Annotated in this window: 9 protein-coding genes; 2 read left to right on the top strand and 7 right to left on the bottom strand. The window is 69.8% G+C overall.

Annotated features, from left to right (window positions below; translation table 11 throughout):
- Positions 1 to 31 precede the first annotated feature (31 nt).
- Complete coding sequence (locus NI17_RS24060; protein WP_068687623.1) at positions 32 to 802, top strand: DUF3152 domain-containing protein; 771 nt, start codon at positions 32 to 34, stop codon at positions 800 to 802.
- A 129-nt stretch (positions 803 to 931) separates the two neighbouring features.
- On the top strand, positions 932 to 1,393 hold the full coding sequence (locus NI17_RS24055; RefSeq protein WP_068687622.1) for a Rieske (2Fe-2S) protein: 462 nt from the start codon (positions 932 to 934) through the stop codon (positions 1,391 to 1,393).
- 88 nt (positions 1,394 to 1,481) lie between these two features.
- Here NI17_RS24055 and cimA read toward each other — a convergent pair whose 3' ends face one another.
- The 7 genes from cimA to NI17_RS24020 form a co-directional block, all read right to left on the bottom strand.
- Positions 1,482 to 3,065 carry a citramalate synthase gene (gene cimA, locus NI17_RS24050; RefSeq protein ID WP_068687621.1) on the bottom strand — a complete coding sequence of 528 codons (1,584 nt, stop codon included), beginning with the start codon at positions 3,063 to 3,065 and terminating at the stop codon, positions 1,482 to 1,484.
- A 274-nt stretch (positions 3,066 to 3,339) separates the two neighbouring features.
- On the bottom strand, positions 3,340 to 4,461 hold the full coding sequence (locus NI17_RS24045) for a branched-chain amino acid aminotransferase (RefSeq protein ID WP_068687620.1): 1,122 nt from the start codon (positions 4,459 to 4,461) through the stop codon (positions 3,340 to 3,342).
- A 206-nt stretch (positions 4,462 to 4,667) separates the two neighbouring features.
- Complete coding sequence (locus NI17_RS24040; protein ID WP_068687619.1) at positions 4,668 to 5,732, bottom strand: 3-isopropylmalate dehydrogenase; 1,065 nt, start codon at positions 5,730 to 5,732, stop codon at positions 4,668 to 4,670.
- 709 nt (positions 5,733 to 6,441) lie between these two features.
- Positions 6,442 to 8,028 carry a phosphoglycerate dehydrogenase gene (gene serA / locus NI17_RS24035; protein WP_068687618.1) on the bottom strand — a complete coding sequence of 529 codons (1,587 nt, stop codon included), beginning with the start codon at positions 8,026 to 8,028 and terminating at the stop codon, positions 6,442 to 6,444.
- A 246-nt stretch (positions 8,029 to 8,274) separates the two neighbouring features.
- Positions 8,275 to 9,270, bottom strand: a complete 996-nt coding sequence (ilvC, locus tag NI17_RS24030; RefSeq protein ID WP_199859888.1) for a ketol-acid reductoisomerase — start codon at positions 9,268 to 9,270, stop codon at positions 8,275 to 8,277.
- A gap of 120 nt (positions 9,271 to 9,390) precedes the next feature.
- Positions 9,391 to 9,915, bottom strand: coding sequence for an acetolactate synthase small subunit (gene ilvN / locus NI17_RS24025; RefSeq protein WP_068687616.1), 525 nt, complete (start codon positions 9,913 to 9,915; stop codon positions 9,391 to 9,393).
- Positions 9,916 to 9,927: 12 nt separating this feature from the next.
- A complete protein-coding gene (locus tag NI17_RS24020; RefSeq protein ID WP_068687615.1) occupies positions 9,928 to 11,694 on the bottom strand; it encodes an acetolactate synthase large subunit in 1,767 nt (588 codons plus the stop codon).
- Between the last annotated feature and the right edge of the window lie 90 nt (positions 11,695 to 11,784).

Here is an 11,784-nt window from a genome sequence, read left to right as displayed (position 1 = left end):
TTGCGATTCGCGAGAAAGGCCGCTCTTGTCCATGACTGCACAGAAGGCAGCACGACCGCGCCGTGCCGGACGGCACCGACGGCGCCAACTGCCGGTGGGGACGATCGCGGGGCTGGTCGTTGCTCTGTCCGGTCTGGGTGTCGTGTCGGCCAACGTGTTTCCCCTGGGCCCGTCCGAACCGGCGTCGGCGGTTCCCGCCACTTCCCGCAACGGCTCCCAGGCCGCTCCCGCCCCGTCGCCGTCACCGACGCCCCCGCTGCTGCGCTCGGTGGAGAAGGAGGTGACCAGCGCGAGCGGCGAACTGCGCGTGGTCGAAGGCGAGGGTGACGTGGTTGGCGACGGACCGCTCAAGCGGTACCTGGTGGAGGTGGAGGAGGGACTCCCGGGAGACCCCGCGGACTTCGCGGCCGCGGTCGAACAGGTGCTGAGCGACCCCAGGAGCTGGACCCACGACGGTTCGCTGGCGCTGCAGCGGGTGGACGAGGGACCGGTGGACTTCCGGGTCGTCCTCGCCGCTCCCGAGACCGTGGACCAGCGGTGCGCGCCGCTGCAGACCAACGGCTACGTCTCCTGCTTCTCCGGGGAGCGCGCGATGATCAACCAGAACCGCTGGGTCTCGGGGGTGCCGCACTTCGACGGAGACCTGGAGACCTACCGCACGTACGTGATCAACCACGAGGTGGGACACGCCCTGGGCAACAGCCACGTGGACTGCCCCGCCCCGGGAGAACCGGCCCCGGTCATGCAGCAGCAGACCTTCGGCCTCCAGGGGTGTGAGATGAACGGGTGGGTCAGCCCGTGAGAACCGGTCCTGCCCGCCGGGTCCGCCCACCTGTCCGAATCACCGCAGCCCCTGTTCCCCGGTGATTTCCGGGGATAGCGTGGCGTCCGTCCCACCAGGCCCGCCGCAGCGATCGCGAGGAACTGACCGATGACGGACATCCCCGAAACCACCACGATGACCGATCTGTCCCGGCGTGTCGCCCTGGCCGCGGTCGGCGGCACCGCCGTGGCCGGAGCGCTCGCGGGCTGCGGAGACGACGACGGCGGCGCGCAACCCGCCCCGGACGGCGCGGCCTCCGGACCCGCCGACGGGGAGGGCGGCGGCGAGGTGCTGGCCAGGGTGGACGAGATCCCGGTGGGCGGTGGAACCGTCTTCGCCGACCGGTCGGTGGTGGTGACCCGGCCCGAGGCGGGCACGATCGTGGCCTTCTCCGCGCGCTGCACCCATCAGGGCTGCGACGTCGACGAGGTGAGCGGCGGCACGATCAACTGTCCCTGCCACGGAAGCCGGTTCGCCGTCGCCGACGGCTCGGTCGTCTCGGGCCCGGCGACGGAGGCTCTGCCCGAGGTGCCGGTCGACGTGCGGGGCGACACGGTCAGTCTGCGCTGAGGCCGGGGGCCGGGGCCCGGCTCTTTGCCCCGGCCCCGCGCCGCTCGCCTCCCCGCGGGGGCGCGGGACTCGGGCCGCCCCCGCCGCCTCAGCTCCGGGTGTATCCCCGACGCAGCAGACCGTAGGTGAGGGCCTGCTCCAACGCGGTCCACGAGGCCTCGATGACGTTCTCGCCGACACCGACGGTGGTCCACTCGTCGTGGCCGTCGGTGGAGTCGATCAGGACCCGGGTCACCGCGCCGGTTCCGGAGGTGCCTTCGAGGATGCGGACCTTGTAGTCGCTCAGCTCCATGGTGGCCAGGTCGGGGTAGACGCCTTCCAGCGCCGAGCGCAGCGCCCGGTCCAGCGCGTTGACCGGACCGTTGCCCTCGCCGGTGGCGATCACCCGTTCCCCTTTGACCCGCAGTTTCACGGTGGCCTCGCTGACGCTGGAGCCGTCGGGGCGCCGCTCGGAGATCGTGCGCCACGACTCCACCTCGAAGTAGCGCACCGGCTGCCCGACCTCCTCGCGCAGCAGCAACTCCAGGGACGCGTCGGCCGCCTCGAAGCTGTACCCGGCCAGTTCCATGTCCTTGACCCGGTCCACGACCCGGCCCAGCGTCTCGCGGTCACCGGACAGGTCCACGCCGAGTTCCCTGGACTTCAGCTCCACCGAGGCGCGTCCGGCCATGTCCGAGACCAGCATGCGCATGTCGTTGCCGACCAGGGAGGGGTCGATGTGCTGGTAGAGGTCGGGGTCCACCTTGATGGCGGAGGCGTGCAGTCCGGCCTTGTGCGCGAAGGCGGAGATGCCGACGTAGGGCTGGTGGGTGGCCGGGGCGATGTTGACGATCTCGGCGATGGCCTGGGAGACCCGGGTCATCTCGCGCAGGCAGCCCTCGGGCAGCACGGTCCGGCCGTGCTTGAGCACCAGCGCGGGGACCACCGAGAACAGGTTGGCGTTGCCGACCCGCTCGCCGTATCCGTTGGCGGTGCACTGCACATGCGTGGCGCCCGCGTCGACGGCGGCCAGCGTGTTGGCCACCGCGCAACCGGTGTCGTCCTGGGCGTGGATGCCCAGCCGCGCCCCGGTGGCCTCGCGGACCTCGGTGACGATCGCGGCGACGTCGGCGGGCAGCATGCCGCCGTTGGTGTCGCACAGGACGACCACGGAGGCGCCCGCCTCGGCGGCGGCGCGCACCACGCTGAGCGCGTAGTCGGGGTTGTGCCGGTAGCCGTCGAAGAAGTGCTCGCAGTCCACGAAGACGCGCTGCCCCTGCTGGCGCAGGTAGGAGACGGTGTCCGCGATCATCGCGAGGTTCTCGTCGAGCGTGGTGCGCAGCGCCAGTTCGACGTGCCGGTCGTCGCTCTTGGCCACGAGGGTGACGACGGGGGCGCCGGAGTCGCGCAGCGCGAGCACCTGGGGGTCGTCGGCGGCCCGCGTGTTGGCCCTGCGGGTGGCCCCGAACGCGGTGAGCTGCGCATGTTTCAGTGACAGTTCTGTTCGGGCCCGGCGGAAGAACTCCGTGTCCTTGGGATTGGCTCCGGGCCAGCCGCCCTCGATGAAGCCCACGCCGAACTCGTCGAGCAGCTTCGCGATCGCCAGTTTGTCGGCGACGGTGAGGTTGACGCCCTCGCGCTGTGCGCCGTCGCGCAGTGTGGTGTCGAATACGTGGAAACCGTCGTCCAGCATGGGCAAACTCCCGGGTTCGGTCTGTGTCACCTGGTGGCCGCCCGGTCCACGCCAACAAAAAAGACCCCTCGTGGACACGAGAGGTCAGCGCGCTGGCGAGGTCCGTTTCAGCCAGCGCGCCTCACGATAATGATCGCCTGAGGCTGCACGGAACCAAGTGTGCCACACGCTTCCCACGGCACGCACCCGGGACTGGTGTCACGGTACGGAACGGCGCCGTCGCGGTCGGCGGTCCCGGTCGCTGTCCGACCGGGACCGCCGACGGGTCGGGGCACTACCGGTCGAACCTGCGGACCCAGCCGTGGTTGTCGGGGCGGGTGCCGTACTGCAGACCCACGAGTTCCTCGCGCAGGCGCATGGTGATCGGTCCGGGTGTGCCGTCGCCGATCCGGAACTGGCCCTCACCGCTCTTGACGTGCGAGACCGGGGTGATGACGGCGGCGGTACCGCAGGCGAACACCTCGGTGAGCTCTCCGCTGGTCGCGGCCTCGCGCCACTGGTCGGTGGAGATGCGTCCCTCCTCGACCGGCAGGCCCAGTTCGGGGGCCAGTTTCAGCAGCGAGTCGCGGGTGATGCCGGGGAGCAGGGTGCCGGTCAGCTCGGGGGTGAGCAGGCGGGCGTTCTCGCCGGAGCCGAACACGAAGAAGAGGTTCATGCCGCCCATCTCCTCGACCCAGCGGTGTTCGACCGCGTCGAGCCAGACGACCTGGTCGCAGCCCTGCTCGACGGCCTGGGACTGGGCCAGGAAGCTGGCCGCGTAGTTGCCGCCGAACTTGGCCGCGCCGGTGCCGCCGCGCGCGGCCCGGGTGTAGTCCTCGCACAGCCAGACCGTGACCGGCTTGACCCCGCCCGAGAAGTACGCCCCCGACGGCGAGGCGATGAGGACGAACAGGTAGGTGCCGGACGGGTTGTTGACGCCCAGGCCGACGTCGGTGGAGATCATGAAGGGGCGCAGGTACAGGCTGGTGTCGGCCCGGGTGGGAACCCAGTCGCCGTCGTGGGCGAGCAGGGTCTCGATCGCGCCGAGGAACAGGTCCTCGGGCAGGTCGGGCATTGCCATGCGCGCCGCGCTGCGGTTGAAGCGCGCGGCGTTGGCCTCGGGGCGGAAGCAGGCGAGGGTGCCGTCGGGGTGCCGGTAGGCCTTGAGGCCCTCGAAGATCTCCTGGGCGTAGTGCAGGACCGAGGTCGCCGGGTCCAGCGAAAGCGGCCCGTAGGGTTCGAGCCGGGCGTCGTACCAGCCCTTCTCCGTGCTGTAGCGGATGGTGACCATGTGGTCGGTGAACACTCTGCCGAACCCGGGGTTCTCCAGGATCGCCTCTCGCTCCTGCGGGGTCCTCCGCCGGGGGGAGAGTCGGATGTCGAACGTCAACCCGCTTGTGGTGGTGCCGTTGCTCATGTGCTGTCGATCCTCTCGGATACATCGGAACGGCGACACTGCCGTTCCAGGAACTAGTGTGACGGAAGCGACGCACCCGGAGCCAGAGCCGTCCCGGAGGTGTGGACACGGCGACGGGCGCGCCATGGGCGCGCCCGTCGCATCAAGGGGTGCTGGTGCTCAGCCGCGCCGCGCGGAGACAGCAGGGCGTGAGCGGCTGTGTCCGCCTAGCCCTGCTCCGCTACTCGCTGAGCGATGTCATCGCCGATCTGGACGGTGGAACGCGTACCGCCGTCCTTGGCCCGGGCCTGGAGGTCTTCGGCCACGGCCCGCTCGACCTGCGCGGCCGCGTCACCATAGCCCAGGTGGTCCAGCATGAGCGCCGCGGACAGGACGGTCGCGGTGGGGTCGGCCTTGCTCTGCCCCGCGATGTCGGGGGCGGAGCCGTGCACCGGCTCGAACATGCTGGGGAAGTCGGCCTCGGGGTTGATATTGCCGCTGGCGGCCAGGCCGATGCCGCCCGCGACGGCGGCGCCGAGGTCGGTGATGATGTCGCCGAAGAGGTTGTCGGTGACGACCACGTCGAAGCGCCGCGGCTGGGTGACGAAGAACATGGTGGCCGCGTCGACGTGCAGGTAGTCGACCTCGACCTGCGGGTACTCGGCGCCGACCTCGCGCACCACGCGCTGCCACAGCTCACCGGCGTAGGTCAGCACGTTGTCCTTGTGCACCAGGGTGAGCTTCCTGCGGGGACGCTCGGCGGCCTTGGCGAAGGCGTAGCGGACGACCCGCTCGACTCCGAAGCGGGTGTTGACGCTGTCCTGGGTGGCGATCTCGCCGGGGGTGCCCCTGCGCAGCACGCCCCCCATACCGGCGTAGGGGCCCTCGGTGCCCTCGCGCACGACCAGCATGTCGACGTCCTCGGGAGCGACGCCGGCCAGCGGGGTGGTCACACCGGGGTAGAGCCGGACCGGTCGCAGGTTGACGTAGTGCGAGAAGTTGAAGCGGAGTCGCAGCAGCAGGCCGCGCTCCAGGACGCCGCTGGGCACCGTGGGGTCGCCGACCGCCCCGAGGAAGATGGCCTCGTGCCGGCGCAGCTCCTCCTCGACCGAGTCGGGCAGGGTCTCGCCGGTGGCGTGCCACCGCTTGGCGCCCAGCTCGTACTCGGTGGTGTCGAGGGTGAGCCCGTGTCGGGGGGCGACGACGGAGAGGACCTTGAGCCCCTCGGCGACGACCTCGGGTCCGATGCCGTCACCGGGGATCACGGCCAACTTCACGGTACGAGCGGACATAGGGAGCCTTGCCTTCGGATTGACGGTGTCTCAACGGCGCGTCCGACGTCCGGATCGCTCCGGACAGTGGGACGCACGGCCTCGTGTCTCATTTGGCGAGACGGATGACAACAGGAATGAGACAAGAGTACCGAAGCGGCGCCGTTGGTCCTGACGACCACGGGTGTTCCGCCGCGCGTGCGGACCCACGGTCGTCACGACCATCACGGTGTGTGTCTCAGGAGCGCCGGTCCAGTGCGGTCTGCAGTGCGCGCCGGGCCTCGTCGTTGTCTGCGGTGGGCGTGGTCTCGTACATCGTCGGTCCTCGATTCGCGATCCGGGCAGCCCGAGGGCGCCCCTGTCGGGAAGAGTCGTCTCGGCGCTCCGGCCGAACACCCGGGGTCCCGGTTGTGGTCGGGTTCGACGGGAAACGCGCCGTCTTCCGGTGGGATCACCTGACCGGTAGGGGTGTCGCCCGCCCGGATCAGGGCGGCGACACAGCGCTCCGCGGCTTCATGGCCGCCGTGGTCGGTCGCGGTGTCACCACGGAACGCCATCTCCTAGGAAGACAGAATATCGGAAGGCCAACTAAAAGGCCGCACCGGGACCGCAGAATATCGGCGTGTCTCCGCCCGACGAGACTTCCTTTCCGCGGACGAAGCGGCCGGGGCTGACGGGAGGGAGTCTCCCGCGGCCCCGGCCGCTTCGAGAGGGGTCGAGAGGTCGGGGGTCAGTCGACCAGGTCGACCCGGCTGATCTCGGCGCCGATCTCGGCGGAGATGGTGCTGAGGGTGTCGTCGGGGATGGCCGAGTCGACGGTCAGCGCGATGAGCGCCGCACCGCCCTCCTTGTCCCGGCTGACCTGCATGCCCGCGATGTTCACCTGGGCCCGGCCGAGGAGCTGGCCGACCACGCCGACCACGCCCGGACGGTCGTCGTAGGAGAAGAACGCCATGTGCTCGCTGGGCGCGATCTCCATGGTGTAGCCGTTGATCTCGACGATCTTCTCCAACTGGCGGGGACCGGTGAGGGTGCCCGACACCGAGATGCGCCGCCCGTCGGCGAGGATGCCGCGCACCGTGATGAGGTTGCGCCAGTTCGGGCTCTCCTCCTCGGTGGTGAGGCTCACCTCGACGCCGCGCTCCTTGGCCACCAGCGGGGCGTTCACGTAGGTCACGGCCTCCTCGACGATGTCGGTGAAGACCCCCTTGAGCGCGGCCAGCTCGATGACCTTGACGTCGTGGGCGACGATCTCACCCCGGACCTCGACCTCGATGCGGGTCACCGCGCCGTCGGCGAGCGCGGCGAGGATGCGGCCGAGCTTCTCGGTCAGCGGCAGACTGGGCTTGATGTCCTCGGCCACGCCCTTGCCCTGGATGTTGACCGCGTCCGGCACGAACTCGCCCGCCAGCGCGAGCTTGACCGAGCGGGCGACCTGGGTTCCGGCCTTCTCCTGCGCCTCGTGCGTGCTGGCGCCCAAGTGCGGGGCGACGACGACGTTCTCCAGTCCGAACAGCGGGCTGTCGGTGCACGGCTCCTTGGCGAACACGTCGATGCCCGCTCCGGCGACCCGCCCCTCCTTGACGGCGTTGTAGAGGGCGGTCTCGTCCACGATCCCGCCGCGCGCGGCGTTGACGATGCGCACGTTCGGCTTGACCTTGCGCAGCGCCTCCTCGCCGATCAGGCCGACCGTGTCCTTGGTCTTGGGCAGGTGCACCGTGATGAAGTCGCTGCGCTCCAGCAGCTCGTCCAGTTCGACGAGCTCCACGCCCAACTGCGCGGCGCGGGCGGGCTGCACGAAGGGGTCGTAGGCGATCAGCTTGGTGCCGAACGCCTCCAGCCGCTGGGCGACGAGCACGCCGATGCGGCCCAGGCCCACGATGCCGACGGTCTTGTCGTACAGCTCGACGCCGGTGTACTTGGAGCGCTTCCACTCGCCCCCGACCAGGGCCGCGTGGGCGGGAGCGGTGTTGCGGGCCGACGCCAGAAGCAGGTTGATGGCCTGCTCGGCCGCGCTGATGATGTTGGAGGTGGGCGCGTTCACGACGAGCACGCCGGCCTTGGTGGCGGCCTCGACGTCGACGTTGTCCAGTCCGACACCCGCACGCGCCACGACCTTCAGGGAGGTTCCCGCGGCCAGCACCTCCGCATCCACCTTGGTGGCGCTGCGCACGATCAGAGCGTCGGCTCCGGCGAGCGCGGGGAGGAGCTGGGAGCGGTCGGCGCCGTCGACGGAACGGACCTCGAAGTCCTCCTCCAACAGCGCGATTCCAGCGGGCGAGAGTTCTTCCGCGACCAGGACGACTGGCTTGGGCACAGCGAATTCCTTATAGGGAGTGCGTGTGGTTCGACTGCGGCGGCACCGCAGTCATGGCATTGACGGCGTCGGCTCCGACCAGGCGCCAGAATGAGGAAAAGTCTAGCGCCGGGTTTCCCCTCTGTTACGGGAACTCCAGCTTAACCGACCCCCCTGTCCGACCACCGGTGCGGACCGGCGGCCCTCACGACACAGCGTAGGGCCCCGGGACGCGGCGGCGCCCGGGGCCCGGTGCGGGTTGTCCGGTCAGGACTTCAGCCAGCTCATCAGCGGACGCAGCTCGCTGCCCACCTTCTCGATCTGCTCGTTCTGCTCGGCCTCACGGCGCTTCAGGAAGTTCGGCCGACCGTTGTCGAACTCCTCGACCAGTTCGCGGGCGTAGGTGCCGTCCTGGATCTCGCCCAGGATCTTGCGCATCTCCTCGCGGGTGGCCTCGGTGACGACCCGCGGGCCGCGCGTGTAGCCGCCGTACTCGGCGTTGTCCGACACCGACCAGTACATCTTGGAGAGGCCGCCCTCGTACATGAGGTCGACGATGAGCTTCATCTCGTGCAGGCACTCGAAGTAGGCCACCTCGGGCTGGTAGCCCGCCTCGACCAGCGTGGCGAACCCGGCCTTGATCAGCTCGGACACACCGCCGCACAGCACGGCCTGCTCACCGAACAGGTCGGTCTCGGTCTCCTCGGTGAAGGTGGTCTTGAGCGCGCCCGCGCGGGTGCCGCCGATGGCCTTGGCGTAGGACAGCGCCAGGTCCCAGGCCGAGCCGGAGGCGTCCTTCTCCACGGCGACCAGCACCGGGACTCCGCGCCCCGCCTCGAACTGGCGGCGGACCAGGTGGCCGGGGCCCTTGGGGGCGACCATCGCCACGTCCACACCCGCGGGCGGCTGGATCAGGCCGTAGCGGATGCTGAAGCCGTGCCCGAAGAACAGCGCGTCGCCCTCGTTGAGGTGCGGGGCGATCTCGTTGGCGTACAGGTCGCGGTGGATGTGGTCGGGCACCAGAACCATGATGAGGTCGGCCTCCTGCGCCGCCTCCGCCGGGGTGACGACCCGCAGGCCGTCCTCCTCGGCCTTGGCCCGGCTCTTGGACCCCTCCGGCAGACCGACCCGCACGTCGACCCCGGAATCCCGCAGCGACAGCGCGTGCGCGTGCCCCTGGCTGCCGTAACCGATGACGGCGACGGTGCGCCCCTGGATGAGGTTCAGGTCGGCGGCGTCGTCGTAGTACATCTGTGCTGCCACTTCGGCTTAACTCCTTGTTGAGAGATCTGTCGTCCGTACGGCGCGGCGGTCGCGACCGGGCGTGGACGCCGTCGCACCGGGACGTTCGGGGCCCCTGGCGGGAATCCCCGGGATACAGGGTCAGGCGCTGCGTTCGACCGCACGCAGCGATCGGTCCGTGATGGACCGGGGGCCGCGGCCGAGAGCGACCACTCCCGACTTGACCAGCTCCTTGATCCCGAACGGCTCCAGGTTGCGGATCAGCGCCTCAAGCTTCTCGGGCTGGCCGGTGGCCTCGATGACGACCACGTCCGGGTTCACGTCGACGACGTTGGCCCGGAACAACTGGGCCGTCTCCAGCACGTGGGAACGGCTGCCCGCGTCGGCCTTGACCTTGACCAGCAGCAGTTCCCGACGGACCGAGGCCTCGGGGTCCATCTCGACGATCTTGATGACGTTGACCAGCTTGTTGAGCTGCTTGGTCACCTGCTCCAGAGGATGGAGGTCGCAGTTGACCACGATCGTCATGCGGGACAGCCCCTCGTACTCGGTGGGTCCCACCGTGAGGGAGTTGATGTTGAAACCGCGACGGGAGAACAGGGAGGCCGCGCGAGCAAGCACCCCGGGCGTGTCCTCCACCAGGACGGACAGCGTGTGCAGACTCATCCGGAACCGCTCCTATTCCTCGTCGTCCCAGTCGGGCGCCATGTCGCGCGCGTACTGGATGTTGTCGTTGCTGACCCCGGCCGCGACCATCGGCCAGACCATCGAGTCGTGGTTGACGGTGAAGTCGACCACCACGGGCACGTCGTTGATGGCCATGGCCTTCTCGACGGTGGCGTCCACGTCCTCCGCGCGCTCGCAGCGCAGTCCGACACAACCGTACGCCTCCGCCAGACGGGCGAAGTCCGGAATGCGCACCTTCTTGGTCTCTGGCGGGGGCGCGGTCTGCAGGTTGGTGTTGGAGTAGCGGCCCTCGTAGAAAAGGGTCTGCCACTGCCGGACCATACCGAGGTTGCCGTTGTTGACGACGGCGACCTTGATCGGGATGTTCTCCACCGCGCAGGTGGCCAGTTCCTGGTTGGTCATCTGGAAGCAGCCGTCGCCGTCGATCGCCCAGACGGCGCGGTCGGGGTCACCGGTCTTGGCACCGAGGGCGGCCGGGACGGCGAAGCCCATCGTCCCGGCGCCTCCGGAGTTCACGAAGGCTCCGGGGCGCTGGTAGTCGATGAACTGGGCGGCCCACATCTGGTGCTGGCCGACTCCGGCGACGTAGGTGGCCTCGGGGCCGACGATCCGGCCGATGCGCTGGATCACGTACTGCGGGGCGAGGGAGCCGTCGTCGGGCTCGTCGTATCCGAGGGGATAGGTCTCGCGCATCCGGTTGAGCTGGTCCCACCATGCGGCGTAGTCGCCCTGGCGTCCGGCGGCCTGGTCGTTGCGGACGGCCACGACCAGATCGGCGATGACCTCGCGGCAGTCGCCGACGATGGGCACGTCCGCGTGGCGGTTCTTGGAGATCTCCGCCGGGTCGATGTCGGCGTGCACGATCTTGGCGCCGGGTGCGAAGGAGTCGAGTTTGCCGGTGACCCGGTCGTCGAAGCGGGCGCCGAGTGCCACGATGAGGTCCGCGCGCTGCAGGGCGCCGACCGCGGCGACGGTGCCGTGCATGCCGGGCATGCCGAGGTTCTGGGGGTGGCTGCCGGGGAAGGTGCCCAGCGCCATCAGGGTGGTGACGACCGGGATGCCGGTCAGCTCGGCCAGCACGCGCAACTCCTGGGCGGCCCCCGCCTTGAACACGCCGCCGCCGACGTAGAGGACCGGGCGCCTGGCCTCGGCGATCATCCGCGCGGCCTCGCGGACCTGCTTGCCGTGCGGCTTGGTGACCGGGCGGTAGCCGGGCAGGTCGAGCCGCTGCGGCCATTCGAAGCGGGTCCGGGCCTGCAGCGCGTCCTTGGCGATGTCGACCAGGACCGGGCCCGGGCGGCCGGTGGAGGCGATGTGGAACGCCTCGGCGATGGTGCTCGCGATCTTCGCGGGGTCGCGGACCAGGAAGTTGTGCTTGGTGATCGGCATGGTGATGCCGCAGATGTCGGCTTCCTGGAAGGCGTCGGTGCCGATCGCGGGGCCGGCCACCTGTCCGGTGATCGCGACCATCGGAACCGAGTCCATGTAGGCGTCGGCGAGTGGGGTCACCAGGTTGGTCGCCCCGGGGCCGCTGGTGGCCATGCACACACCCGGTCGCCCGGTGGCGTAGGCGTATCCCTCGGCGGCGTGCCCGGCCCCCTGCTCGTGGCGCATGAGGATGTGGCGCACCTTCGCGGAGTCGTACAGCGGGTCGTAGGCGGGGAGGATCGCCCCCCCGGGGATTCCGAACACGACATCGACGCCGACATGCTCCAACGACCTGATGAGCGACTGGGCTCCGGTCATCTGCTCGGTCATCACTAGATCCTTCAGAGAGGGCGGGTAACGCGTGACTGGCAACAAAAAACCCCCCACCGCCCAGGCGGTTGAGGGGAGCGCGCAGCGTTG

Origin of the sequence: Thermobifida halotolerans (assembly GCF_003574835.2) — a bacterium.
GTDB classification, from domain to species: Bacteria; Actinomycetota; Actinomycetes; order Streptosporangiales; family Streptosporangiaceae; genus Thermobifida; species Thermobifida halotolerans.
The sequence above is the reverse complement of the archived record's forward strand: the minus strand, read 5'-3'. Positions and strand labels throughout refer to the sequence as shown.

What these genes read in the sequence shown, in the direction of transcription:
- NI17_RS24060 (WP_068687623.1), top strand. Translation starts at nt 32, where the DNA reads ATGACTGCACAGAAGGCAGCACGACCGCGCCGTGCCGGACGGCACCGA.
- NI17_RS24055 (WP_068687622.1), top strand. Translation starts at nt 932, where the DNA reads ATGACGGACATCCCCGAAACCACCACGATGACCGATCTGTCCCGGCGT.
- cimA (WP_068687621.1), bottom strand. Translation starts at nt 3,065, where the DNA reads ATGCTGGACGACGGTTTCCACGTATTCGACACCACACTGCGCGACGGC.
- NI17_RS24045 (WP_068687620.1), bottom strand. Translation starts at nt 4,461, where the DNA reads ATGAGCAACGGCACCACCACAAGCGGGTTGACGTTCGACATCCGACTC.
- NI17_RS24040 (WP_068687619.1), bottom strand. Translation starts at nt 5,732, where the DNA reads ATGTCCGCTCGTACCGTGAAGTTGGCCGTGATCCCCGGTGACGGCATC.
- ilvN (WP_068687616.1), bottom strand. Translation starts at nt 9,915, where the DNA reads ATGAGTCTGCACACGCTGTCCGTCCTGGTGGAGGACACGCCCGGGGTG.
- NI17_RS24020 (WP_068687615.1), bottom strand. Translation starts at nt 11,694, where the DNA reads ATGACCGAGCAGATGACCGGAGCCCAGTCGCTCATCAGGTCGTTGGAG.